Below are 24936 nucleotides of genomic sequence, written 5' to 3'. Positions count from 1 at the left end.
CATCATGGCGGCGCTTGTCCTTGAAACCCGGAGCGATATCGGTGCGGCGCTGCGCATGCGTCTTGCCGGTTTCGTGCGCTCCCTGCGCGACAGCGGGTTCAAGGTCGGATTGGCGGAGACCAACGATGCGGTCCGCCTGTTGCAATCACCGCTGGCTCATCGGCCGCATGAACTGAAGGGCGCGATGCGGGCGCTTTTCTGCGGTCGCCGATCCGATTGGCAGCGCTTTGACGAGATTTTCGACGCCTATTGGTTCGCCAAAGGCATCAAGGGCGCGATCAAGGCGTCCGGCTCGAGCCCGAAGAAGGGCACCAGGACGATCCGCGATCTGATGGATGCTGCCGGCCAGAAGCAGGACGGCATGGTCGGGGACGTAGAGCGCAAGCCCGGATCGGAGGAAGACGAGGACAGCGACGAGGAAACCGAGGCCCGCCGGGAAGGGGCAAGCATTGCCGAGAATCTCGGTCAGGTAGACTTTCGCAAGATCAACGATCCTGATGCCATGGAACGGGCGCATGAGCTTGCGGAGAAGCTCGCCCATTCCATGCGCGTGCGCCTCACCCGGCGCGACCGGCAAAAGCGAAAGGGGCCGCGGCTGGACCTTCGCCGGACCATTCGCCATTCCATAGCTCATGGCGGCACACCGATCGATCTGGTGCGAAAGGGCCCGCGCGAACGTCAGCTGCGCCTTGTCATCCTGCTCGATGCGTCCGGCTCCATGAGCAATTACACCGGCGTCTTCACCCGCTTCGTCCATGGCATGCTGGACAATTTCCGCGAGGCAGAGGCCTTCCTGTTTCACACACGGCTGGTGCATGTGTCGTCCGCGCTGGCCGAACGGGACCCTGCACGTGCTCTCGACCGAATGGGACTGATGGCGCAAGGTGTCGGCGGCGGAACCAAGATCGGCGAGGCGCTGGCCGAGTTCAATCGCTGGCATGCGGCGCGCGTGATCCATTCGCGCACCTGCGTGATGATCTTGTCGGACGGTTATGACACTGGCGATCCGGAAAGACTCGGTCAGGAAATGGCGGCGTTGCGACGGCGGTGCAAACGCATTGTCTGGCTGAACCCGCTCATCGGCTGGCAGGGCTACGAGCCGACCGCCGGTGGTATGGCAGCAGCGCTGCCACACGTCGATCTCTTTGCCCCTGCCCACAATCTCGACAGCCTGGCGGCCCTCGAGCCGTATCTGGCGAACCTGTGAGGACGACATGTTGAACCGGCCTGGAACCACAAGAATGTCCGATCCGAAAAAGGAAGACCTGCATGAGCTGATGAACCGGTTGCGCAGGGCAGGGGAACCCTTCGCGCTGGCGACGGTTGTCCGCACCATTTCAGTGACTGCGGCAAAGGCCGGCGCCAAGGCGGTGATCCGCGCGGACGGCTCGATTGCAGGAGGCTGGATCGGTGGAGGCTGCGCACGTGGCGCGACCCTGAAGGCAGCGCGCGAATCCCTTGAAGATGGCGAGACCCGGCTTGTCTCCATTCAGCCGGAAGACCTTCTCAAGGATCTCGGTGTTGCTCCGGGAGAGGAAAAGGACGGCGTCCGCTTCGCGCGGAACATGTGCCCGAGCAAGGGAACAATGGACATCTTCATCGAGCCGGTTCTGCCACGCCCGAACCTTGTCATTCTCGGTGCGAGCCCTGTAGCGGTGGCGCTCGCCGATCTGGGGCCGCGCGTCGGTTTTGACGTGACTGTCTGCGCGCCTGCCGAGGATCAGGGGGCCTTCGCCGAGGCCAATGAGCGGATCGAAGGCTATGCGCTGCCGGTCGAGGCGAGCGCGCAGCGGTTTCTGATCGTCGCGACGCAGGGCCGGGGAGACCAGGTTGCACTGAAGGCTGCTGTCTCGGTCGGCGCCGAGCATGTCGCCTTCGTCGGCAGCCGTCGCAAGGCTGCAACCCTGCGCGAGAAGCTGATCGCAGAGGGGGTGTCCGAAGTGGATCTGGACCGTGTGAAAGCACCGGCCGGGCTTGACCTTGGTGCGATAACGCCGGAGGAAATCGCCCTGTCCATTCTGGCCGAGATTCTGCGTCTGCGCCGCAAGGGACAACGCGGCGCCCCAAGCGAAACCGTCTATGTCTGAAGACCAAACAGAACAAAACTGGAGAACAATCCCATGAAGATGGCAGACAGCCAACGTATCGAGGCACCGCGTGAAACCGTCTGGGCCGCGCTGAACGATGCGGAAGTCCTCAAGGCGTGCATTCCGGGGTGCGAGGAACTGACCAAGCATTCCGACACGGATATGGAGGCCAAGGTCAAGCTCAAGGTCGGCCCCGTAAAGGCAACGTTCGGCGGCAAGGTGACCCTTGAGGATCTCAACCCGCCCGAGAGCTACCGGATCGTCGGCGAAGGCTCCGGTGGTGTTGCAGGCTTTGCAAAGGGTGGAGCGACGGTTCGCCTTGAAGAAGACGGTCCCGATGCCACCATCCTCTACTACGACGTGGACGCCCAGATCGGCGGCAAGCTTGCCCAGCTTGGCTCGCGTCTGATCGACTCGACCGCAAAGCGCCTTGCGGGTGAGTTCTTCAAGACCTTCGGCGAAACCGTTGCCCCGAGCCAGCCGGATGAAGCTGCCGAAGACGCTGCCGCCGGGGAAAAGAAAGGTTGGCTTGGCGGCATGTTCGGCAAGAAGGACGCGAAGGCAGAAAGCGCCTGAAGGGAACAACCAGGCTGGCCTCCCTATCCGTGAGGCCGGCCGCCACCAAATGGTGAGGGAGGAAAATACAATGGCATTTGCGAACGCTCAAACGGCGGATCTTTGGAGCGAACTGCGTTCGGACCCCTGGCTGATAGCAGCTCTTGGTACGGGCTCGCTCATGACCGCGGCATTCTTCATTGCCCATGCATGCTGCTTTGGAGCAGACGCGGCCATGCTGAAGTCGCTGTCGGTGATTTGTTCCTCCGCAGGGTGAGGCGGAAATTCAGGCAAGCTTTTCCGGAATACCGGCCTTGGTCAGTCGGTTGAATGCTGGTTTCCAGCGTTGACCGACTGCCGCTCGGCGGACAGCGTATCGATGTGCTCCTTGATCTGGGGAGCCTTCCCGAGTAGCTGCTTGTAGTCGGAGGCCGAAAGGGCGAGCAGCCGGCAATAGCCAAGGGCGATCACGTCCGCGCTACGCGGCTGCCCGGTTACCAGGGCAATTTCACCGAACATTTCGCCACGGCCGAGCCGGAACGTGTCCGTCTCTGTTTTCACCTCGACAGCACCTGACGAAATGAAGTAGGCGGTGTCGCCCTTCTCACCCTTGGTGATCAACTTCTCTCCCGGTGTGGCAAAGCGTGGCCGCATCAGCTTTTCCAGCGCGCGCATCCGCTTGTCATCGAGATCCCTGAACAGCCTGTGCTTGCCGAGAAGGTCGAGCGTGTCGAGACCCAGGTCGAGCTTGGGGCGTTCGAAAACCTGCGCCCGGGTGCGGGCAAGTTCGCCGATCAGGTCGTTGTAGAGTTCAGGCCCGACAAGCGCATGCGCATGGGCTTCGGTATAGGCCGTCTCTTCCAGCCGATAGCCGGTCTTGGTCAGGAACAGGGTTTCCTGAGCCTCGGCATAGTCGGGGTATTGGAGACGCAAAGCCTCGATCGCTCGGGTAATCTCGTCGCGACGTGCACAGAGGGTGTCGTTGAGGATGCTTCCAACGCGCTCGCCGACCAAAGGCCGGATGCGGCGAATGTTGAAGGCAACCAGTTCCTCGGAGATGATCCGGCTGACCAGCAGATACTCGAACCGGTCGGCAAGAGCCGTGGCCAGGAATCTGCCGATCTTCAGGCGTCTGTGCAGCCACTGGGCCAGGCGGAAGCCCGGTCCGAACCTCATGGGTTGGCGCGCTGCCCTGTTGTAGCCGGCGCGGCCCTCTGAGCGGGTCAGGTCGCTGATCCGGCCCGCTGCGGCAAGATGCCGGGAGACCGACCGACTGGACAGTGTCTTTTCGTGAAAGTGCCGAAGCACGAGAGCCCGCTCCTGATCCGCCAGGGCGACAAGCCCGAGGATGACCCTCTCCTTGTCTTTCAGCTCATCAACGGAACCGGAGGCCTCCGCTGCTGCCTTCGCGCGATCCCGGTACCGCTGAGATACCTTGCCCGCAACGTCACTGTCGATCTTGTAGTCCCGGGCAGCGTGCTCGACTTCCAGCCGGACGTCAGACAGGACAAGGGCTAGGAACTGGCTGCGCAGAGCGGTATCGCGGGCGGAAAGCTGGTTCAGCTTGAGCAGACGGATAAGTGGCTTCAGGCTTGTGCCGTAGACCATCAGGGTGAACAGCACGAAGCCTGTCGCGAGCTTTGTCACGAAGGACGAGACTTCGGGTGACAGGGCCATGTGCTCGGAGACGCTAAGCGCAAGCGTCAGAGTGACGGCGCCGCGCATACCTCCCCAAAGGATCACTGTCTTGTAGCGGTTGTTGACAGCTTCCCCCATCCGCAGGGTGGACAGCACCGGTAGCAAGCCAAAGATCACCACGGCCCGGGCGACAAGGGCGGCAACCACGAGCACCAGAAGGTGCAGCAAATCTATCGGCGCGAAGCCCTGAACCAGACGGGGGATGAGGATCGAGGCAAGCACGAAGATGAGCGAGGAGGCCCAGAATGCGATCTGTTCCCAGACATCGTGCAGGAAGGTCCAGTGTGCCGGCGCGATGCGTGAGGGGCCAAGCAGGTTGAAGACGATGCCGGCAACAACGACGGCAACGACGGCCGACACATCGGCGAACTGGTCGCAGGTCACATAGACTAGATAGGGCATGGCCAGGCTGAGCGTGACCTGGGCCAGCGGAAGATCGCGCAGGAGCGGCAATACCATAACGAAAGCGCGTGCCATCAGGACGCCGACGACGACGCCACCAGCGAAGGATCTGAGAAAGGCGAAGACCGCTTTCATCGCGTCGGGTGATTGGTCACCTGTCAGGATCCCGAGAAGGATGACGAACAGAACGATGGCAGCGGCATCGTTGAGCAGGCTTTCGCCCTCGACGATACGGCCCAGACGGGCCGGAGCCCCGATGTCGCGGAAGATCGCAACAACCGCAACCGGGTCCGTTGTCGCGACGATGGCACCAAGCAGCAGGCAGGCAACCAGGGGCACCCCGGCCAGCGGATAGAGAGCGAGCCCGATGAAGAATGTCGCCACGAAGACGGCCACCACCGCCATGACGAGGATTGGCCCGATGTCCTCCAAGATCCGGCGGACATCGAGGGTCAGTGTCGTCTGGAACAGCAGGATCGGAAGGAAAATATAGAGGATCTTTTCCGAATCGATCGGTGGATCGACGAAGACAAGAGCGATCGTGTTGAAGACGTCGGTGCGCGGTGTGTAGAGCAGGTAGGTCGCTGCAATGCCGATCAGGGTGCCGACCAACGCAAGCAACACGCTCGGCGCGACGCCGAAGCGCCGCGCCAGGGGTTGCAGAAGTGAAATGGTGACGAGCAGCCCGGCGAAGGCTGCCACGATGATCGGCGTTTCCATGACACCAATCTGCCGTGTCGCCGAGGCCTTGCCAAGGCCGCAAAGAGGCTCATTCGCAGCTCAATTCCGGCAAATTCGGGATCTGCCGGAACCTTGCCTCAACGTTATCAGATCAGGGCCGCGGAGTGCTCTTCCTCTCGGACAGCCAGATGCCGCCAAGGACCAGCGCCAGTGCGACAGCATGGTGGATGTGGAACGGCTCTCCGAGGATCAGGATGGCCAGCACGGCCGCGAAGATCGGCACGAGATTGAGAAAGACGCCTGCACGGGCTGGCCCGATGATTTCGACACCGCGCATGAAGAAGATTTGCGCCAGGCAGGATGGGAAGAGCGCAATATAGAAAACGACGCCCCAGCCGAAGGTGGTTGGCCATTGTTCGGTCTCCCGGCTGATCTCGAACGCAAGGCCGGGCAGGGTCATGATCGCCGCGGCCACCGAAAGCACCGTGAAGAATACGATGCCGGACACCTTCGGCCTGTTGCGCAGGGACAGGGTATAGCCGGCGTAAAACAGGCTGGCGATCAGCATGATGCCGTCGCCGGGGTTGACCGAGAAGGCCAGGAGAATGTCGAGATCGCCCTGCGCGGCAACGGTGGCGACACCGGCAAGGGTCAGCAGGATGCCGCAGATCTGGAGGAAACGAACGCGCACGCCGAATGCGAACACGGCGCCGATCAGGACAAGCACCGGCATGGAGCCCTGAATGATGCCGAGGTTGACCGCGGTCGTCTGGTGCGCGGCGATGTAGAACAGCATGTTGAAACCGGTGAAGCCGAAGGTCGCCATCACGACCATCTTGCGAAGGTTCGGCCGGATTTCTTTCCACTCGGCTGCGATCTGTCGATGGGTAAGGGCGACGAGCACCACACTTACGATCAGCCATCGCAGGAACACCACGACCATCGGGGACACTTCACCGATCGCAAGCCGGCCGGCCACGGTATTTCCGCCCCACATCAAGGTGGTCAGCGTGAGCAGCAAGAACGGATTTCCGAAGACCCGGCCAAGAAAAAGTGCCTTCACGGTGGACATGGGTTTCCTCTTCAGACGGAAAAACGATTATCTGGCAGATTGCAGTGGGGGCTGGTGAGGCCAGTCTGGCGCAACATTTCAAGGAAAATGGCGCGCCGTCATGGGTGTATCCTCGGCTTTCGCAAAATTCGGTTTAAGTTGCAAGGTCAAACAATAAGGCACTCGAACTATATTTCGAGGACAAAATAATTTTGATTATTTCCACTAAGGAAAAAGTAATTGAGGTGGGTTCGGAATTGACGTGACGGTCGCTTGCCGCGAAAACAGGGACTTTGAAAAATGCGGCCAGGAGTCCAGGCTCCACGGGGCTGCATTCGAACCTGCGATCAGAAACGAGAACACCACGAGGGGGATACGCAGATGACGGCGCGGATTGACGCAGAAGGTCTGAAGGTTGCCCGTGAACTCTATGAGTTCGTCAACACAAAGGCACTGCCGGGCACCGGTATTGACCAGAATGCCTTCTGGAAGGGCCTGTCGGCGATTGTGCACGACCTCGCCCCCAAGAACCGTGCACTTGTTGCAAAGCGCGACGACCTCCAGGCGAAGATCGACGCTTGGCACCGCGCCAATCCCGGCACTCCGGACATGGCCGCCTACAAGGCCTTTCTCACTGAAATCGGCTATCTTATCCCGGAAGGCGATGCCTTCTCGGTCGGCACGGCAAATGTCGACCCGGAAATCGGCCAGGTCGCCGGTGCCCAGCTCGTCGTTCCGGTGATGAACGCCCGCTATGCGCTCAACGCTGCCAACGCACGCTGGGGCTCGCTCTACGATGCACTTTACGGCACCGACGCCATGGGCTCCAAGCCTGCAGGCGGCGGGTTCGATCCCGCGCGCGGCGCAGAAGTCATTGCCTATGCCCGCAAGGTTCTGGACGAGGCCGCGCCTCTGGCCAGCGGCTCCTGGTCCGACGCAACGGGCCTGTCTGTTGAGAGCGGCGCGCTGAAGGTTGCGACCGCCGGCGGCGCCTCCGCGTTGAAGGATGCAGCCCAGTTGGCAGGCTATGACGGCGACGCTGCTTCCCCGTCCAAAGTCCTCCTGACCAAAAACGGCCTTCATCTGGAAGTCGTCATCGACGCCAATCATCCGATCGGCAAGACCGATAAGGCCCACATCGCCGACGTCATCCTGGAATCCGCAATGTCCACCATCATGGATTGCGAGGATTCTGTTGCCGCTGTCGATGCCGAGGACAAGGTTGTCGTCTACAGCAACTGGCTGGGCCTGATGAAGGGCGATCTCGAGGAAAGCTTCGAGAAGGGCGGCAAGATGATGACGCGCCGCATGAACGGCGACCGTGGCTATACCGCACCCGACGGCTCCCAGCTGACGCTGCATGGCCGTTCGCTCCTGCTGGTGCGCAATGTCGGTCACCTGATGACCATCGACGCGGTCCTGGACAAGGACGGCAACGAGGTGCCGGAGGGTATTCTCGACGGCATGGTCACGTCGCTGATCGCGCTGCATGACATCGGCCCGAATGGTCGCCGGGCAAACTCCCGCGCCGGTTCGGTCTATATCGTCAAGCCGAAGATGCACGGGCCCGAAGAAGTCGCCTTCGCAGTCGAACTCTTCGACCGCGTCGAGGACGCGCTTGGTATGACCCGCAACACTTTGAAGATGGGCATCATGGACGAGGAACGCCGCACCACGGTCAACCTCAAGGAGTGCATCCGTGCCGCAAAGGACCGGGTGTTCTTCATCAATACCGGTTTCCTGGATCGCACCGGCGACGAGATGCACACCTCCATGGAAGCAGGTCCGATGATCCGCAAGGGCGACATGAAGGCCGCCACCTGGATCGGTGCCTACGAGAACAACAACGTTGACGTCGGCCTTGCCTGCGGTCTGCCGGGCCATGCCCAGATCGGCAAGGGCATGTGGGCCATGCCGGACCTCATGGAAGCCATGCTGGAGCAGAAGATCGGCCACCCGATGTCCGGCGCCAACACGGCCTGGGTTCCGTCCCCGACGGCAGCAACCTTGCACGCGCTGCACTACCACAAGGTCAATGTGGCAGAGCGCCAGGGTGAGCTGAAGTCCCGCGAGAAGGCCAAGCTTGAAGACATCCTGTCGATCCCGGTCGCACAGCGTCCGAACTGGGCCCCGGACGATATCCAGGCGGAACTCGACAACAACGCGCAAGGTATCCTCGGCTACGTCGTGCGCTGGGTCGAGCAGGGCGTCGGCTGCTCCAAGGTTCCGGACATCAACAATGTCGGCCTGATGGAAGACCGTGCCACCTTGCGCATTTCCTCCCAGCACATCGCCAACTGGCTGCGCCACGGTGTTTGCACCGAGGAACAGGTCATGGAGACGATGAAGCGCATGGCCAAGCTTGTGGACGAGCAGAATGCCGGAGATCCGCTGTATCGTCCGATGTCTACGGACTATGACGCCTCCGTCGGCTTCCAGGCGGCCTGCGATCTGGTGTTCAAGGGCACCGAACAACCGAACGGGTATACCGAGCCGGTGCTGCATCGCCGCCGCATCGAGTTCAAGGCCAAGAATGCCGCCTGACGGTATACGTCCTCAGAAAATGGAAACACCCCCGCAAGCATTTGCGGGGGTGTTTTTCGTTCCAGCCCATCTCTCCGGTCAGATGGATATGACCCTTTCCTCGCTCACCCTGCCGCGGCCGCCTGCCATCAATCCACCAATGGCCCCACCGGCATCCAGATCGAGAGAAACCTTGATCTCGCTAGGTGACGACGGCGTCATGAAAGCGCCCTGACTGATCAGGAATTCGGCTTTTTCCATGCCGAGCTTGTCGTGAAGGAAGCAGGCGAGTGGGCCGGCGGCCATGCCGGTGCCGGATTCCTCCTCAATTCCGTAGCGAGGTGCGAACATGCGCGTCGCGGCGTCGTGCCCGGCGGCGGCATCGCCCTGCGTGAAGACATAATAGCCAATCAGGTCCAGCGCCTCGCTGATGCTTTCAATCGCCTGCTGGTCGGGTTGCAGTCCCCTCAAGGCGGCGGTCGAATTGACGCCGATGATCATGAAGCGGTTTCCCGTGTTGACCACGATCGGTGCAGCCCCCGGCGCAAGGTCCGCTTCCGCTAATCCAAGAGAGTTCAGTACATCTGCCGTCGAGACATTCCGCGCTGACCAGGCCTCCGAAGTCTCGTATCTGGGGGCAAGCTGTTCCATGAAGGCTTCGCCGTTCCGGATGATGATCTTGCGCGGGCCATCAACTGTTTCCTTCGAGGTCAATCCGTCTTCGACCTTTCCCAGATCGGCCAGAATGCTGAAGGCCGCGATCGTGGCGTGTCCGCAGTGGGCGATACGGCGCGTCGGGGTAAAGAAATCGAGCTTGAAGCCTTCCGTGCGAGACGCTGAAACGAATGCGGTTTCCGAAAGTCCGATCTTCGCGGCAATTTCCAGCATTTCGCCGTCTGTCAGCCCGTCCGCATCCAGCACCACACCCGCGGGGTTTCCTTGAGCCGAATTCGAGCCAGCTGCGTGTGTGCTTGGAATGAAGCTGCTGACGACGCGGGTGGTGATATTTTTTTGAGCCTGTGTCATGATTACCTGCAATGATTGTTTCAACTTGTTGGCTTGATATGGCGACTAAGTCGGCTTTTTCGAATGATATATGAATGAGAAAAATTCATGAGTGACCATCGCGATCTGCTTCATCGCCTGTTCAAGGATGCGGAGCTCCTTGCAGTCATTTCCCAGGAGATGAGCTTTACGCGCGCAGCTGGGCGTCTCGGCTTGCAACAGTCCGCTGTCAGCCACCGGGTGCGCGCCCTGGAGGAGGTGGTCGGAGCGCCGCTGTTCGAACGCACAACTCGGCGTCTGGATTTGACGGCAACAGGAAGCGTGCTTTGCTCCGCGGCCACCAGATCCCTTGAGGTTTTCGAGGCGGCATTGCGGGAATTGGAGGATTTGCAACGGTCGCGCTCCTTGCGGCTTTCGGTTTCGTCCTCGCTCGCGATGAAATGGCTTCTACCCCGATTGGCGCAGGCTGAGGCGGCCGGTCTCGAACTCGTGCTGGACGTCGATGACGCGGTAAGCGATCTGCGCAGCGGAAGTGCGCAGGCGGCTGTCCGGTTTGGCGTTGGGCCATACCCGGGGCTTCATTCCGTCAGATTGGACACGGCCGAGCTCATTCCTGTCGCCAGGCCCGGCTTTCTGAATGCACCTTTGTCGCAGGAGATGTGCGTGCCCGGAGGCTGCGCCTTTTTGGCAGACCGCCGGGCGGCAGCGGACGGAACCGAGTTTGACTGGCAGAGCTACTTCCGGGCACGAGGCTGGCAGGAAGCCGAGCCGGAGATAGCGGCAACCTTCGATCGCACCGATCTGGTACTTCAGGCGGCCATAAGCGGCATGGGCGTGGCGTTGGGACGAACTCTTCTGGTGGAGGATGACCTGGCCGCCGGTTTCCTGGTCGAGGTTGGAGAGCGGGTGAAGAGCCGTGCCGGCTACTGGCTGGTTGCGACCTCGGAGCTGGCACAAACACAAGGGTTTCAGGCCCTGTCCAGATGGCTCAAGAGCCAGATGAAGCGGTCGTGAGGAACCGAAGCGCCTCCGTCATGCCCTGAGCCTGTACTTGACGCTGAACGTCGCGACCCAGGCCTGACATCGACAAACACATAAACCCTGGCATCTCGCTGCGGTTTTGTTCTACCACTTGCCAAAGGAGAGGACGTTCCGGCCGCTTGGTCCGGAACTCTGCCGCAAGGCGGCGGGGAGGGGAAAATGCGAAGTTCGGTCGAGATCATGACCATCGGCACGAGGGAAAGCCGTGTCGTCCACCAGACAAACGATCTGGTCGAGGCTCCCAACTGGTCGCCCGACGGCAGGTGGCTTGTGATCAATGGCAATGGCCGCCTCTACCGGCTTCCCGTCGATGGCACGGGTGCTCCAGAAGAGATCGACACCGGCCACGCGATCCGTTGCAACAACGATCACGGGATCTCTCCGGACGGGACGCGGATAGTCATCTCCGACCAGTCCCGCTCCGGCAAGTCGACCATCTACACCCTTCCGTTCGAAGGCGGTGCACCGGAACGTGTCACCGAACTGGAGCCATCCTACTGGCACGGCTGGTCGCCAGACGGAAAGGAGTTGGCTTATTGCGCGCAGCGCGAAGGGACATTCGACATCTACACCATCGCTGTCACCGGTGGTGCCGAGCGAAGGTTGACCGATGGCAAGGGACACAGCGACGGACCGGACTATTCGCCCTGCGGCAGATGGATCTATTTCAATTCCAGCCGGGGCGGGTCCATGCAGATCTGGCGCATGGAGACCGACGGCGCCGAGCTGACACAGATTACCTCCGATGAACGCGTCAACTGGTTCCCGCATCCCTCGCCGGCGGGTGACAGGATTGTCTACCTGTCCTATGCGCCTGGGGTCGAAGGGCATCCGCGCGACCTTGATGTGGAGCTTCGGGAAATGGACATGGACGGCGGAAACATCCGCGTCCTTATGGAATTGTTTGGCGGGCAGGGCACGATCAACGTGCCGTCCTGGTCGCCGGACGGGACAGAATTCGCATATGTGCGCTACGAGCCGGAGGCCTGACCTTGATCGCCGTGATTTTCGAAGTCGTTCCCCACGAGGACAAAAAGCAGCCCTATCTCGACATGGCGGCGGAGATGCGCAAGATCGTTGAGCAGATCGACGGCTTCATCTCCGTCGAGCGGTTTCAAAGCCTGACCAACCCGGAAAAACTGCTGTCGCTCTCGTTTTTCCGCGACGAAGCTGCTCTCAATGAGTGGCGCAATGTGATGGAACACCGCAAGGCGCAGACCGCGGGCCGCAACAGCTTTTTCAAGGACTACCGATTGCGGGTAGCAAGCGTCATGCGCGACTACGGCATGAACGAGCGGGATGAGGCCCCGAAGGACAGTCTGGCGGTTCACGTCAGGGACTGAAGGGCGGAAATCTGCACCTTCAGGTCCAGCGGCACCGGTCCGCATGGCAGTCACTAAGGAGGCAGATCATGGAAACGCGGGCCGAAAACCAGGTATCGGACCAGCGGGCGTCGCCCCACCAATGGCTGGGATCGGTCATTGCCTATCTTTCCATCCCGCTGGTGCTGTTGGTTTGCGGCGGCGATCTAGGCTGGTGGCAGGCCTGGGTCTTTTCCATCCTTATCGTCGTCGCGGGCCTTGGCGGGCGCATCTGGGCGGAAGGGCGTCACCCGGGTCTGATGGCCGAACGGACCAAGGTCGCCAAGTCGCCGGATGTCAAAGCCTGGGATCGGGTTCTTGCGCCGCTGATGGCGGTAACGCTTTCCTATCCGCTGGTCGTCGTTGCGGGGCTCGATCACCGCTTCGGCTGGTCGCCTTCGTTTTCCGTCTGGCTCCAGGTGGCCGGACTCTGCCTGATTGCGCTTGGATACGGCTTTGCAACGTGGGCTTTTGCCGAGAACCGCTTCTTCTCCACCATGATGCGCATCCAGACAGACCGGGGCCATGTCGTCTGCGACACCGGGCCGTACCGGATCGTCCGTCATCCGGGCTACGCCGGAAACCTTCTGGCGCTCCCGGGCCTTGTTCTGGCTCTCGAATCCTCATGGACGCTCATTCCCGCCGGCGTCGCGCTGCTTGTCGCCGTCGTCCGCACGGAACTTGAAGACAGGACGCTGCAGGAAGAACTGCCCGGTTACCGTTCCTATGCCGATGCTGTGAGATACCGGTTGTTTCCAGGGATCTACTGAGAACCTCACCTGCCAAGCGGCAGGCGCACCTCGACAGTCAGGCCCTCGTCCGCGCCATTCTTCAGCTCGATAGTGCCGCCGTGGGCGTGGATGATCGAGCGGGTGATCGCCAGTCCGAGACCGATGCCGCCGGTTTCTTCCGACCTCGATTCCTCGAGACGGACGAAAGGTTCAAAGACGTCCGACAGCCGGTCCTCCGGAATGCCCGGCCCCCTGTCCGAGATCAGGATCTGCGCCTCGCCCCCGTCCTGTCGCAGGCGCACATCGACCGCCTCGCCATACCGGATGCCGTTCTCGATCAGGTTCCGCAAGGCCCGCTTCAACGACATGGATCGGCAGGTCAGCACGATCCGGTCGCCATCGGTTACGGACACGGTGTGGCCGAGATCCTGCTGGTCCGCGGCGATGCTCTCCACAAGGCTCGTAAGGTCGGTTGGAACCGCCGCCTCCCGGGTCGCCTCGTCCCGCGCGAAGGCAAGGGTAGCCTCGGTCATCTGAGCCATCTCGTCGAGGGTCTCGATGATCTTGTTGCGGTTCTCGTCATCGTCGATGAATTCCGCGCGCAGCCGCAGCGACGTTATGGGTGTCCTCAGGTCATGACTGATTGCCGCCAGCATCCGGGTCCGGTCGTTGACGAACCGGGTGAGGCGCGCCTGCATGTCGTTGAAAGCAGTCGTGACGGCGCGCACCTCGCGAGGGCCCTCCACCGAAAGGGGCGGCAGATCCTCGCCGCGGCCCAGGCGGTCGGCGGCGGCAGCAAGGTTGCGCAACGGCTTGGCAAGGCGCCGGACCGCCAGACCGACGATGACGACGATGGCGATGATCGTCATGCCCATCTGGGTCATCAACGGAATGAGCGAGCGGGGGGGCGGACGATAGTCGGTCGCAAGGTTCAGCCATTTCCCGTCGGCAAGCCTGATCGACATGGTCAACTCGAGTTTGCCGCGAGATGGCCGTTTCAGCTTCTCGCGCTCCCAGGGGCGCAGCTGCTCGTCGTCATCATCGTCGTCCCATCGACGGCGGCGCTCACCATCGTCGTCCCTGATCTTTGGCCGCCAGACCTTCTGGATGTCCACGCGCGCTTCGCGGGGCGGTTCAAATTGAGCACCGAGATATCGGCTCATTTTCTCTTCACCCTTCGAACCGGGCGGAGTGGCGACGGCAGGTTCGGGGCTGACCCAGAACTTGCTGAAATGGCTGCTGGAGGCCTGTAGGATCCTGGCGTGATAGGTTTCAGGTGTCTCTTCCAGGAGCTGCACCATCGAAACGGATCGCTGGAGAATGCTATCGCGGGCGACCTCGATGATCGCCAACCGTCGCTCATCGTGGAAGACCCAGATGCTGATCGTCTGCGCCGCTATCACCGCCACAAGCAATAGGCCGACGAGCTGCGCACCGAGGCTCGCAGCGGACAGACGATTGATCAGCTTTCTGATCATGTCGCTCATTCAGCGGAACCTTCCACACCGGCGCTGAACATGTACCCGCCGCCCCAGACGGTCTTGATGAGTTCCGGGTTCTTGGGGTCCTTCTCTATTTTTCTGCGCAGCCGCGAGACCTGATTGTCGATGGACCGGTCAAACACGTTGGGAGTGCGCCCGCTCGTCAGGTCCAGCAACTGGTCGCGGTTGAGAACCATCTTCGGCCGTTTCAGGAAGGCGCAGAGAAGCTGGAACTCTCCACTGGAGAGCGGCACGCTGATGCCCTCCGGATCGAGCAGCTGCCGCTTTGTGACCTGAAGCGTCCAGCCTTCAAACTGCAGCGTTTCCTGCTCCAGCGGATCGCGCTCCTTCGGTACGGCGGTGGTCCGCCGCAGCACTGCGCGGATACGGGCCAGGAGTTCCCTCGGGTTGAATGGCTTGGTGACATAATCGTCCGCACCGATCTCCAGGCCGATGACGCGGTCGGTGTCTTCGGCCATCGCGGTCAGCAGGATCACCGGCAGGTTGCCGGCCTCCACCAGGTGACGGCAGAGCGACAGCCCATCTTCACCTGGCATCATGATGTCCAGGACGACAAGGTCGATCGACGCGGCCTTGAGCACCTTTCTCGCCTGCGCAGCACTCTCTGCGCTCGTCGCGCGCAGACCGTTCTTCACCAGATAGCGTGCAAGCGTCTCGCGAATATCGCGGTGATCGTCGACGACAAGGATATGGGGGCTGGGATCGTTCACTCGGATCTCCGATGTTGTTCTCGCGTGTGCGCGCCTTGTTTCCACTATATCGCGCAAGGGCCTGTACCAAAGCTAGTGTGCGTCGCCAGCTTCGGTGCAGGCAACTTGTATCAAGGTGTATCTGGAGGCGCCGCCGCCACATTCGGTGACACTTGCACCGGATTTGGCACGTATTTCTGCGACAACTGGTTCCTATGTTCAGCTCGTCAACGCAGCAACAAAGGAGCTGACAGAAGATGAAACCCTTTAAGACGATTGCTATCGCAGCCTTGGCGGCAAGTGTCGGAACCGTCGCGGTGACGGCGGCCCAGGCCGATGGATTCGGCTGGGGCAAGGGGCATCACGCGGATCGAATGGGCGGCGACTTCGGTCCCGGTTTCGGTCCGGCAGGAAAGGGCGGACGCAAGGGCGCGAAAAAGATGTTCGAGCGCTTCGACCTCAACAGCGACGGCAGCATCACTCAGTCCGAGATCGATGAAGCCGCCTCAACACGATTTGCGGAACACGACAAGGACGGCAGCGGAGCAGTTGACCTCTCCGAATTCAAGGCTGCCTTTGCGGAAAACAGCAAGGATCGTCAGGTACGCGCCTTCCAGCGTCTCGATGCAGATGGCGACGGCACCGTGACGACGGCGGAGTTCGATGGTTTCAGCGATCGGGTCTTTTCCCGACTCGACCGCGACGGCAATGGAGAGCTGGAGCGGCTGAGCCGCCCGATGCGCGACGACCGGGGACCAGGTTCCATGTCTGACGACGATGATGACGATGACGACCGGCGTGGAGGCAAGCGACGCGGCGATGACGATGATGATCGCGGGGAGCGTCGCTACGGCAAGGAGCGCGGTGAGCGCGGCGAACATCGTGGTCCCGGCTTCGGTGGCGGTCCGCGCGGTGGCATGATGCTCAGCCTGTTTGAGCATTTCGACACCGACAACAACGGCAAGATCACTCGTGAAGAGTTCGACAGCGTGCGTGGACAGCTCTTTGCGTCCGCCGACACGAACAACTCCGGAGGTTTCGAGCTGACCGACTTCTCCAATATCTGGATGACGCTGCATGACAAGCAGGCCGTACGCATGTTCCAGCGGCTCGATGTGGATGGAGATCTGTCGATCACCGCTGAAGAGCATGCAGCCCATACCGCCGACATGCTGAGTCGCATGGACCGTAATGGCGATGGCGTCATTACCAAGGCCGACTTCCGGCGCGGCCGTCATGCCGACAAGGGAAAGCACGGCGGCGAAGGCCGGCACCACAGGGACAACGACCATCACCGGGGTCCACGCAGCTGACCGGTCCATGACCGGCAGTTGACGGAAAAGGCCGCTTTGCCCGAGGCGGCCTTTTCTCTTTTCCGTTGCAGGCGCAAGCCATGCGAAAGCTGCAATTCACCACTGCACGAAAAAAATCTGGTCCAGGTCAATTTCTTCTTGAAACGCAGAGCGATTGGGCGCATCTACGTCTTGCCCAAATTCGCACGTGCCCGTGGTCGTCCACTTGAAAAAGGGGCCGCTGCAAACACCTCCGCCGCCAAGGCGGATCGCAGCAAACCGGACGGCTTAAAGCAACGACGTAAGAGGGCCTTGTAGTCTCTGCCGGGGTTCCAACCCCCGGGGTCACTGATGAGGCACTTATTACATCATTGCCCGACGTGCGGTTCGGTCTCCCGATCCAATCAACGGCATCACACGCGGGAAAGCCCGGGAAATCCGTCAGTTCAACGGTCCCTGTGCCCAACCGTCGCCATATGAAGCTCCGCGCTCTCCGGTTCCATCCCGGTGTGGCAGCGGATCCGCATCTGGCACCCTGCGACGTGATTGGAATGGAAGGGGACCCCCCCCCGATGAGCGAACGCAACCTTGATTCTCTCGGACGGCGCGATGCCGAGGGCCAGTGTGTCCCGTCCGGTCAGACCGGCGGCAGCATCGACATCGTTTCTGAAATCCCGGCCCACGTGGGTGCCCGTGAGGCCCTGCTTGACCGCAGCTTCGGCCCGGACCGTTTCACCAAGACGTCAGAGCGTCTGCGCGAAGGCCGTTTGCCTGCCTTCGCCTTCACGGCGCTGAACGAGGACGAAGAGCTCGTCGGTACCGTCCGTCTGTGGAACGTGGAAGACGGCAACGGGTGGGGCGCGCTCCTGCTCGGCCCGCTCGCCGTCGAAACCGAGTGCCGCAGCCAGCAGGTTGGTGGACGCCTGATGCGCCATGCGCTCAACCAGGCAGCAATGGCGGGCCATGGCGCCGTCATTCTGGTCGGCGACTACGCCTACTACCAGCGCTTCGGGTTTGCCCGCGGCCTGCTCGAAGACGTCACCATGCCCGGAACGCTGGAACGCGACCGGTTTCTGGCGATCGAACTGCAGGAAGGCTATCTCTCCGGATTTGCCGGTTGTCTGGTCGCCACTGGCGAGCCGGATCTTGCCACAGCCCGGGGGCGCAAAGCCTCGCGGCCCCTCTACAAGCGCGTTGCCTGAGCTCAGGCTCAGTCAAGGACCGGCGGTCATTTCGCCGGTCCTTTTGTTTGGGCCAGATCATTTCCGCCTCGTGGCACTGTTTGCTATGGCTGGTATGACATGGACGGTGCGGGAGGAGAATTGAGGCATGTGCTGGAGCGAGAGCGTCACATTCGCGATGGTTGCCAGCGGTTCGGCGGCAACGCTCTACGCCATGCACAAGCGCATGCCGTCCGCCATCTCCGCGACGCTCGGCTATTTCACCGTGATGGAGGGGCTACAGGCAATCGGCTACTCGTATGCGGATGCCTGCGGCAGCCCGGTCAACCAGACGGTGACGCTGCTATCCTACCTGCACATAGCCTTCCAGCCCTTCTTCATAAACGCCTTGGCCATGGAACTGGTGCCCCATGAAGTGAGGCGGAATGTGCGTGGATGGGTTTTCGGCGCCTGCTTTGTGTCGACGATCTTCATGCTGGTTCAGCTTTACCCCATGGACTGGGCGGGCCTGTGCCGGGATGGGCAACCCTTGTGCGGGCCGGTACTTTGCCTCGTCTCCGGCAGCTGGCATATCGGCTGGGAAATTCCCTTCAACGGCATCAGCATCCCCTTTGATGACCTTGTCGGCATGAATGTCGGTTTCCCGACCTATCTGGCCACGGCCTTCGTCCTGCCGCTGCTCTATGGCTCTTGGCGGTTTGTCATCTTTCACACTCTTGTCGGACCATTCCTCGCCTACCACCTGACCGGCAACCTCAATGAAATGCCGGCAGTCTGGTGCCTCTTTTCGATCGGGATCCTGGTGATCGCCCTGGTGCCGAAGATGTTTGATCTTGTCAGCGTGTCGAACTGGTTCGCCTGGCCGGCGAAGTGGAAAGCCGCTTCCTGAGTTATCGCCATACAAGAAACGAAAATGGCCGGTGCAGGGCACCGGCCGGATTTTTCGGTTCGGAGACCGTCCCTGATTATGACGCTGGGGAGGCCTTCGGATCGGCGTTCTTGTCGAACTTGTTGCCGTAGTCGACGGCTACTTCGTAATCCGGATCTTCCAGCACCGACACCTCGACAAGGTTCCCGGCCTTTTCCAGGAGGCGCTGGCAGTCCTTTGACAGGTGACGAAGATGGAGGCGCTTGCCGGCTGCCTCGTACTTCGATGCCACGGCATCGATGACCTCCAGGCCGGAGTGGTCGACCACCCGGCTGTCGATGAAGTCGATGACGACGTCGTCCGGATCGTTCTGGATGTCGAACAGATCCTGGAAACCGGTGGTGGAGCCGAAGAACAGGGGGCCGGAGAGGCGGTAGACCTTCCAGCCTTCCTTTGAAATGCCGGTACGGGCGCTGATGCGGCTGGCTGCATTCCAGGCATAGGCGAGGGCGGAGATGATCACGCCAACCACGACCGCAACCGCCAGATCGGCATAGACCGTCACGCAGGTGACGATGACGATCACCAGTGCATCGGTGAGCGGGATCTTGTGCATGATCTTCAGCGATGCCCAGGCGAAGGTGCCGATCACCACCATGAACATCACACCGACGAGTGCGGCGACCGGGATCTGCTCGATCAGAGGCGCTGCGAACAGGATGAAGGACAACAGGAAGAGAGCTGCGGAAATGCCCGAAAGGCGGGTCCGCGCGCCGGACTTCACGTTGATCATCGACTGGCCAATCATGGCGCAGCCGCCCATGCCGCCGAAGAAGCCGGTCACTACATTGGCCGCGCCCTGGGCAAGGCATTCACGCGACGCACCACCCTTGGTGTTGGTGAGGTCGGCAACGAGATTTAGCGTCAGCAGGGATTCGATCAGGCCGATTGCCGACAGGATGACGGCGTAGGGCAGGATGATCTCGAAGGTTTCCCAGGTCAGAGGCACCATCGGAATGTGGAACGCCGGCAGGCCACCGGCGATCGAGGCCAGGTCTCCGACCGAGCGTGTCTCGAGTCCAAAGGTGAGCACGATGGCCGAAACGACAAGAATTCCTGCCAGCGGCGCCGGAAAGGCGCCGGTCAGGCGCGGCAGGAACCAGATGACTGCCATGGTCAACGCGACGAGGCCGAGCATCAGGTAAAGGTCGGAACCGGTCATCCAGGTCAGGCCGCCTGCGCCGTCAGGAACCTTGAACTGGCCGAGCTGCGCCAGGAAGATCACGATCGCGAGGCCGTTGACGAAGCCGAGCATCACCGGATGCGGAACCATCCGGATGAACTTGCCCCAGCGCATGAGGCCAACCACCACCTGGATCACACCCATGAGAACGACTGTCGCGAAGAGATATTCCACGCCATGCTGGGCGACCAGGGTGACCATGACGACCGCGAGCGCTCCGGTGGCGCCGGAGATCATGCCCGGACGGCCGCCGAAACAGGCCGTTATGATGCCGATGAAGAACGCTGCGTAGAGACCGACCAGTGGATTGACGCCTGCCACGAAAGCAAAGGCCACCGCTTCGGGTACGAGGGCGAGGGCGACCGTCAGACCTGCCAGCAGTTCGATCTTGATCCGCGACGGTGTCAGTTTGGTGGATGTAACGGGGGCAAGTGCCTCGGCGCGTGCGGTCAAGGACAACTCCAATCTTGTCAGTTGCGCCGATTTCCGGCGTCGGTCTTTCTGTCTGGCGAGACTTCGGATCGGCGCAAGCGAATATGGGAGGGGCTCGCGGATTTGACCCAAATCAAATTTCAGCCCTTCTACCGAAAGTTTCGCATTGCAGCAAGGTTGGGTCAGGAAAAGCGCGGTTTTCCGTTACCTGCGGCAGTCTGAAGATGCCGCAGGCAAGGATAATGTCAGGCAAGCATCTGCAGGTCGGCGTCAATGCTGATTGCCTGCCCGGAGGTGGTTCTCGAGCGGTTGGAAGCCAGGAAGACGATCATGTCGGCCAGCTGGTCCGGATCGATCATTTCCTTGATCGAGGCGGCGGCCAGGAACTCGCCCTCGACCTGTTCAAAGGTTTTGCCTGCGGCCCCCGCCTTTGCGGAAATCACCTGGCGCATGCGTTCGCCGTCAACAACGCCAGGCAGGATGGCATTGCACCGAATGCCGAACGGGCCGAGCTCACGAGCGAGAGTCTTGGTGAACCCGATAATGCCCCATTTCGCTGCGGAATAGGGGCTGCGCAGGGGGAAGCCCTGCTTGCCTGCCGCCGAGGACAGGTTGACGATCGAGGGATTGGACGAGGCCTTGAGGTGATCGACCGCGAGGCGGGTGCAGTTGTACTGGCCGGTAAGGGTGACGGAGATACACCGGTCCCAATCCTCGGGCGCTATGTCCTGAACCGCGCCGGTCGGCCCCGCGATGCCGGCATTGTTGACGAGGCAATCGAGCCCCCCGAGCGCCGATAGCGCATCGGCGAAAAGCGCGTCGACCTGTCCGCGATCCGAAACGTCGCAAACACTGGTGCTGATAGCCGGGTCACTGGCGCGCAAGGCCTCAAGCGCGTGTCCGTCGATGTCGCACACATGCACGCGCGCACCTTCGCGCGCAAAGGCTCGTGCGGTGTGCAGGCCAATTCCTGATGCTCCCGCGGTCACCAGAACCCGCAGGCCGTTTAAACCAAGATCCAAATCTTCCTCCCAAGAAGTCATTTAATACAGAATCGGGTCATGTGATGCCCCAAGCGCTTATCTTTTGGAGCCTGCCGCGCGCCTTGTCCATCTAGCGGATGAGCGTAGAGGTGGCGGAAGTCTCCTCAACTTGTGCTGGACGATGTATGCAATGTGACCTAATGATTGAGTAGGGAGTTGTTTCAGGTGTTAAGTGAGCCGGCGGGGAGAGCATATGCTTGGCAGCACTTATACGGAAGACGAGATCGTTGACGGCTTCTTTGACGCTGCCCTGAACCCCGACCTTTGGGCAGAAAATCTCGCAAAGCTCTCGGATTTTGTCGGCGGGGCCGCAATCAACCTGATCATGATCGACAAGCCCGGATCCATTCCGGTCGACATGCACTACGAATGCGTCGACGAGTTCGCCTACACAAGCTACGTAACCGACTACATTGCCGTTGATCCGCGGATCGAGCGCATCATCAAGGCGCCGATCAACACCATTCTTCTCGAAGACGACGTGCTGACAGCGGACGAAAAGAAGAATGGCGCGATCTATAACGAGCTGCTGTCGGTCAGCGGCATGCGCAACCAGGCAATCTCATTGTTGTCGGGGGACACCCTCTACGCCGGCTTCGGGGTCGCTCCGCGCAACGACGCCAATCCCTTCGACGCCGACCAGCTGGCACGGTTGCGGCGTCTCCTTCCGCATCTGAGACACGCCGTTAGGCTATATTCGGGCAATCTTGATCTGCAGATCCAGCGAAATGCCCTGGGTGACCTGTGGTCGCGGAGCGGCAAGGGCGTGGTGATTCTCAACGACCAGCGCAAGCTGCTCTTTGCCAACGAAACCTCCGAAAACTACCTGCGCGATGGCCTCCTCCGTCACGGAAAGGATGGGCTGGTGTTTCGGGATCGCGCATCCCAGGCGCGGTGGCAGGAGGCGTTGGCACGGCTGATGCGTGAAGACGTTCGGACCAGCACCGAATTCCTGGCGGTCGATCCAGTAACCCTTGAGACCTATGGCGTTCGCCTGACGACCGCCCGCGCCGCGCTGTCCTGTTTCTCCATCCTTAAGGCACCGGCAATCGTCATGCTGATCACGCCGCTCTCTGATGGCGCGGTGATCGGAGAAAATGAAGTGAGCCGGTTCTGCGAGCTTTTCGGCATCACCGCCGCGGAATCTCGAGTAGTTGCATCCATCGCGAGCGGTATAAGCCTCGACCAGCATGCACTCATGGCCGGGATCGCGCTGGACACGGCTCGAAAGCAGCTCAAGTCCGCCATGGCCAAGGCTGGGGTCGCCAATCAGAAGGCCTTTGTTTCTCGTCTAGAGCGCTTCTGCTTTCTCTCAGGCGCCTGATTCGCGCCGGAAGGCTTTGAGCCATCATGGCCCTTCTCGCCTGCAATCGAGGAACCCATTTGGCATTTTTCCGGCCGGCATCCCCCATTTGGGGGATGCCGGAGAAGTAAAAGCTCGGCTAAGTTGAATTGTCAGGGGGGTAAGGGCCATGCCCGGTCTGAAATCCTTGGCAAGACTTGTCTCGTTGGGGGCAGGTGAAGCGGTCCGCCACATGGGATCTGGTAGCTGCCGATTTTCAGCGGAAGTCCGGATGCCGAACCGCATCAAGCAAGACCTTTTAAGTCGTTACTTTGATACATATTATTTTTTCATCAGGAGCGGTCGAAAGACCGCTCCTTTTTCATGATTGAGGCTGGGTCATGGGGCGCCGAGCCTGGCCACTCTTCCGGTGCTCAATCCGCAGAAGCAAAAACCCCGGCAATTGTGCCGGGGTCTTGTGAAGGCCATTCAAGGCGATCAGTAGCAGACCTTGCGATAGCTGACGACCTCGTAGCGGCCCCGGTAGGGGTTCCAGCGTTGGACGGGCTCACGGTAGCAATCGCGCCGTGGCTGACCATAGACCGGTTGCGGGCTGTAGTAACGCGGCTGTGCCTGTGATCCGACGATGGCACCGGCTGCAAGGCCTATTACGGCGCCTGCAGCGAAAGCTCCCGCAGTCTTTCCGTTCTTGGCTTCCGCCTGTGCGGTTGTTGTTGCAACGGCTGCGGTGGAAATGACGGCAATGGCCAAGGTGGCTGCTGCGATCTTCTTGAACATGGTTCTGGTCCTCTCTGTTGGTGCCCCGTTCGGCGGGGCGCTCGGCGTTTGTGTGTGGATGTCTGCGCCGATGAGTTGACCTTAGGGCGACTTGCTTTCCCGGACTGTGATGGCCATCACGGTATGGTCTTTACGTGCTTGAAGCAGGGGGGAGCCGTTTTTCGTCTCGACGCCTCCCGGCCTTGGCGATAAAACCCGACATCCGAACAGGTGCATCTATCGGCAGCATGCGATGCACTGAAAGCGATCCGGCGGGGGAGCCTCTCAATGAAACCCACCAATCCTGTCTTTACCGGGCTTGAGACCACCATTTTCGAGACCATGTCGCGTCTGGCAATGGCCCATGGTGCGGTCAATCTGGGGCAGGGATTCCCGGACGTCGACGGACCGCTGGACATTCGCGAAGCTGCCGCAAAGGCGCTCGTAGACGGACCGAACCAGTATCCGCCGATGCTCGGCCTCCCCGAATTGCGGCAGGCGGTTGCCACTGCCAACAAGCGCTTCTACGGCCTTGATGTCGACTGGCAGACCCAGATCGTCGTCACTTCGGGTGCGACGGAAGCCTTGACCGATTGCATCATGGCGCTGGTCGAGCAGGGCGACGAGGTCATACTGATCGAGCCGCTCTATGACTGCTACCTGCCGCTGGTAAAACGCGCCGGTGGTGTTCCGGTACGCCTTCGGGTGACGCCGCCGGCGTGGTCACTCGATCTGGACGTCCTTGCCGCTGCCTTTTCGCCGAAGACAAAGGCGCTCTTGATCAACAACCCGATGAACCCGGCGGCCAAGGTCTTCTCGGACGAGGAACTCTCGGCGATTGCGCGGCTCTGCGTTGAGCATGACGTCTATGCGATCTGCGACGAGGTCTACGAGCATCTGGTGTTCGAGGGCGAGGTCCATCGCCCGCTGATGACCTATCCCGGCATGGCCGAGCGCACGCTGCGCATCGGTTCGGCGGGCAAGACCTTCTCGTTGACCGGATGGAAGGTCGGCTACATTACAGGCGCTCCAAAGCTGATCGACCCGATCGCCAAGGCGCACCAGTATGTGACCTTCACGACACCGCCGAACCTGCAGAAGGCGGTCGCTTTCGGTCTCGCCAAGGACGACGACTATTACACCGGTCTGGCCGGAGACCTTGCCGCCAAGCGCGATCTCATGGCCAATGGGCTCGAAGCCCTTGGCTTCACGGTTCTGCCCTGCGCGGCCACCTACTTCCTGACCTGCGACATCACTGGACTTGGCATTGGCGAGACGGATGTCGAGGCCTGCCAGCGTATGGTCGAGGAAGCAGGCGTTGCCGCCGTTCCCGTCTCTGCTTTCTATGGCGGCGATGCACCTACCAATTTCATCCGCTTCTGCTTCTGTAAGCAGGATCACGTGATCGAGGAAGCCATGAACCGGCTCACCAAGTGGATGCGGCCGGCCGCTATTGCCAGCTGAACAAAGAACATACCTGTGCCGATGGAGC

General features: G+C 61.0%; 22 protein-coding genes. 14 read left to right on the top strand and 8 right to left on the bottom strand.

The features are described 5' to 3' along the window. The first annotated feature begins 4 nt into the window (after positions 1–4). The 4 genes from ACN0SY_RS04490 to ACN0SY_RS04475 all read left to right on the top strand — a co-directional run bounded on the left by ACN0SY_RS04490 (position 5) and on the right by ACN0SY_RS04475 (position 2919). Positions 5–1207, top strand: a complete 1203-nt coding sequence (locus ACN0SY_RS04490; RefSeq protein ID WP_417684832.1) for a vWA domain-containing protein — start codon at positions 5–7, stop codon at positions 1205–1207. A gap of 34 nt (positions 1208–1241) precedes the next feature. Then, a complete protein-coding gene (locus tag ACN0SY_RS04485) occupies positions 1242–2087 on the top strand; it encodes an XdhC family protein (protein ID WP_417684830.1) in 846 nt (281 codons plus the stop codon). A gap of 33 nt (positions 2088–2120) precedes the next feature. Further along, positions 2121–2663 carry an SRPBCC family protein gene (locus ACN0SY_RS04480; protein WP_417684828.1) on the top strand — a complete coding sequence of 181 codons (543 nt, stop codon included), beginning with the start codon at positions 2121–2123 and terminating at the stop codon, positions 2661–2663. A 70-nt stretch (positions 2664–2733) separates the two neighbouring features. Next, positions 2734–2919 carry a hypothetical protein gene (locus ACN0SY_RS04475; protein ID WP_417684826.1) on the top strand — a complete coding sequence of 62 codons (186 nt, stop codon included), beginning with the start codon at positions 2734–2736 and terminating at the stop codon, positions 2917–2919. A 41-nt stretch (positions 2920–2960) separates the two neighbouring features. Here the strand turns inward: ACN0SY_RS04475 and ACN0SY_RS04470 are convergent, their stop codons facing one another. After that, positions 2961–5462 (bottom strand): cation:proton antiporter, encoded by a 2502-nt coding sequence (locus ACN0SY_RS04470; RefSeq protein WP_417684825.1) that lies wholly within the window; start codon positions 5460–5462, stop codon positions 2961–2963. Between the two features lie 112 nt (positions 5463–5574). Next, on the bottom strand, positions 5575–6495 hold the full coding sequence (locus ACN0SY_RS04465; RefSeq protein WP_417684823.1) for a DMT family transporter: 921 nt from the start codon (positions 6493–6495) through the stop codon (positions 5575–5577). Between the two features lie 360 nt (positions 6496–6855). On the opposite strand from ACN0SY_RS04465, the gene ACN0SY_RS04460 reads away from it, so the two are divergent. Further along, positions 6856–9018, top strand: coding sequence for a malate synthase G (locus ACN0SY_RS04460; RefSeq protein ID WP_417684822.1), 2163 nt, complete (start codon positions 6856–6858; stop codon positions 9016–9018). Positions 9019–9096: 78 nt separating this feature from the next. Here the strand turns inward: ACN0SY_RS04460 and ACN0SY_RS04455 are convergent, their stop codons facing one another. After that, on the bottom strand, positions 9097–10023 hold the full coding sequence (locus ACN0SY_RS04455; RefSeq protein WP_417684820.1) for a PhzF family phenazine biosynthesis protein: 927 nt from the start codon (positions 10021–10023) through the stop codon (positions 9097–9099). An 87-nt stretch (positions 10024–10110) separates the two neighbouring features. On the opposite strand from ACN0SY_RS04455, the gene ACN0SY_RS04450 reads away from it, so the two are divergent. The 4 genes from ACN0SY_RS04450 to ACN0SY_RS04435 all read left to right on the top strand — a co-directional run bounded on the left by ACN0SY_RS04450 (position 10111) and on the right by ACN0SY_RS04435 (position 13174). Then, on the top strand, positions 10111–11016 hold the full coding sequence (locus ACN0SY_RS04450) for a LysR substrate-binding domain-containing protein (RefSeq protein ID WP_417684818.1): 906 nt from the start codon (positions 10111–10113) through the stop codon (positions 11014–11016). Between the two features lie 186 nt (positions 11017–11202). Then, the gene (locus ACN0SY_RS04445) at positions 11203–12033 is read left to right on the top strand and encodes a hypothetical protein (RefSeq protein WP_417684816.1); all 831 of its coding nucleotides are present in this window, start codon (positions 11203–11205) and stop codon (positions 12031–12033) included. A 2-nt stretch (positions 12034–12035) separates the two neighbouring features. After that, positions 12036–12386 (top strand): antibiotic biosynthesis monooxygenase family protein, encoded by a 351-nt coding sequence (locus ACN0SY_RS04440; RefSeq protein WP_417684814.1) that lies wholly within the window; start codon positions 12036–12038, stop codon positions 12384–12386. 68 nt (positions 12387–12454) lie between these two features. After that, on the top strand, positions 12455–13174 hold the full coding sequence (locus tag ACN0SY_RS04435) for a methyltransferase family protein (protein ID WP_417684812.1): 720 nt from the start codon (positions 12455–12457) through the stop codon (positions 13172–13174). Positions 13175–13179: 5 nt separating this feature from the next. Here ACN0SY_RS04435 and ACN0SY_RS04430 read toward each other — a convergent pair whose 3' ends face one another. Further along, complete coding sequence (locus ACN0SY_RS04430) at positions 13180–14622, bottom strand: ATP-binding protein (RefSeq protein ID WP_417684810.1); 1443 nt, start codon at positions 14620–14622, stop codon at positions 13180–13182. Continuing rightward, positions 14619–15347, bottom strand: a complete 729-nt coding sequence (locus ACN0SY_RS04425; RefSeq protein ID WP_417684808.1) for a response regulator — start codon at positions 15345–15347, stop codon at positions 14619–14621. Before ACN0SY_RS04425 ends, ACN0SY_RS04430 begins: the two co-directional genes overlap by 4 nt. A gap of 236 nt (positions 15348–15583) precedes the next feature. Between ACN0SY_RS04425 and ACN0SY_RS04420 the strand changes: the two genes are divergently transcribed. The 3 genes from ACN0SY_RS04420 to ACN0SY_RS04410 all read left to right on the top strand — a co-directional run bounded on the left by ACN0SY_RS04420 (position 15584) and on the right by ACN0SY_RS04410 (position 18688). Next, on the top strand, positions 15584–16639 hold the full coding sequence (locus tag ACN0SY_RS04420) for an EF-hand domain-containing protein (RefSeq protein WP_417684807.1): 1056 nt from the start codon (positions 15584–15586) through the stop codon (positions 16637–16639). Between the two features lie 551 nt (positions 16640–17190). Further along, complete coding sequence (locus ACN0SY_RS04415) at positions 17191–17820, top strand: GNAT family N-acetyltransferase (protein WP_417684805.1); 630 nt, start codon at positions 17191–17193, stop codon at positions 17818–17820. Between the two features lie 127 nt (positions 17821–17947). Beyond that, positions 17948–18688, top strand: a complete 741-nt coding sequence (locus ACN0SY_RS04410; RefSeq protein ID WP_417684803.1) for a DUF5765 domain-containing protein — start codon at positions 17948–17950, stop codon at positions 18686–18688. 76 nt (positions 18689–18764) lie between these two features. Here ACN0SY_RS04410 and ACN0SY_RS04405 read toward each other — a convergent pair whose 3' ends face one another. Then, entirely contained in the window at positions 18765–20363 is a 1599-nt protein-coding gene (locus ACN0SY_RS04405; RefSeq protein ID WP_417684801.1) for a SulP family inorganic anion transporter, read from the bottom strand. A 224-nt stretch (positions 20364–20587) separates the two neighbouring features. Then, the gene (locus ACN0SY_RS04400) at positions 20588–21364 is read right to left on the bottom strand and encodes an SDR family oxidoreductase (protein WP_417684799.1); all 777 of its coding nucleotides are present in this window, start codon (positions 21362–21364) and stop codon (positions 20588–20590) included. A gap of 214 nt (positions 21365–21578) precedes the next feature. On the opposite strand from ACN0SY_RS04400, the gene ACN0SY_RS04395 reads away from it, so the two are divergent. After that, a complete protein-coding gene (locus ACN0SY_RS04395; protein ID WP_417684798.1) occupies positions 21579–22709 on the top strand; it encodes a helix-turn-helix transcriptional regulator in 1131 nt (376 codons plus the stop codon). 456 nt (positions 22710–23165) lie between these two features. On the opposite strand, the gene ACN0SY_RS04390 is transcribed toward ACN0SY_RS04395, so the two are convergent. After that, positions 23166–23465: a tyrosyl-tRNA synthetase gene (locus tag ACN0SY_RS04390; protein WP_417684797.1), complete on the bottom strand. Its 300-nt coding sequence runs from the start codon at positions 23463–23465 to the stop codon at positions 23166–23168. A gap of 267 nt (positions 23466–23732) precedes the next feature. On the opposite strand from ACN0SY_RS04390, the gene ACN0SY_RS04385 reads away from it, so the two are divergent. Continuing rightward, complete coding sequence (locus ACN0SY_RS04385; RefSeq protein ID WP_417684795.1) at positions 23733–24908, top strand: aminotransferase; 1176 nt, start codon at positions 23733–23735, stop codon at positions 24906–24908. Positions 24909–24936: the final 28 nt, after the last annotated feature.

The sequence above is a fragment of the Roseibium sp. genome, from assembly GCF_048261595.1.
Lineage (GTDB): Bacteria > Pseudomonadota > Alphaproteobacteria > Rhizobiales > Stappiaceae > Roseibium.
The sequence above is the reverse complement of the archived record's forward strand: the minus strand, read 5'-3'. Positions and strand labels throughout refer to the sequence as shown.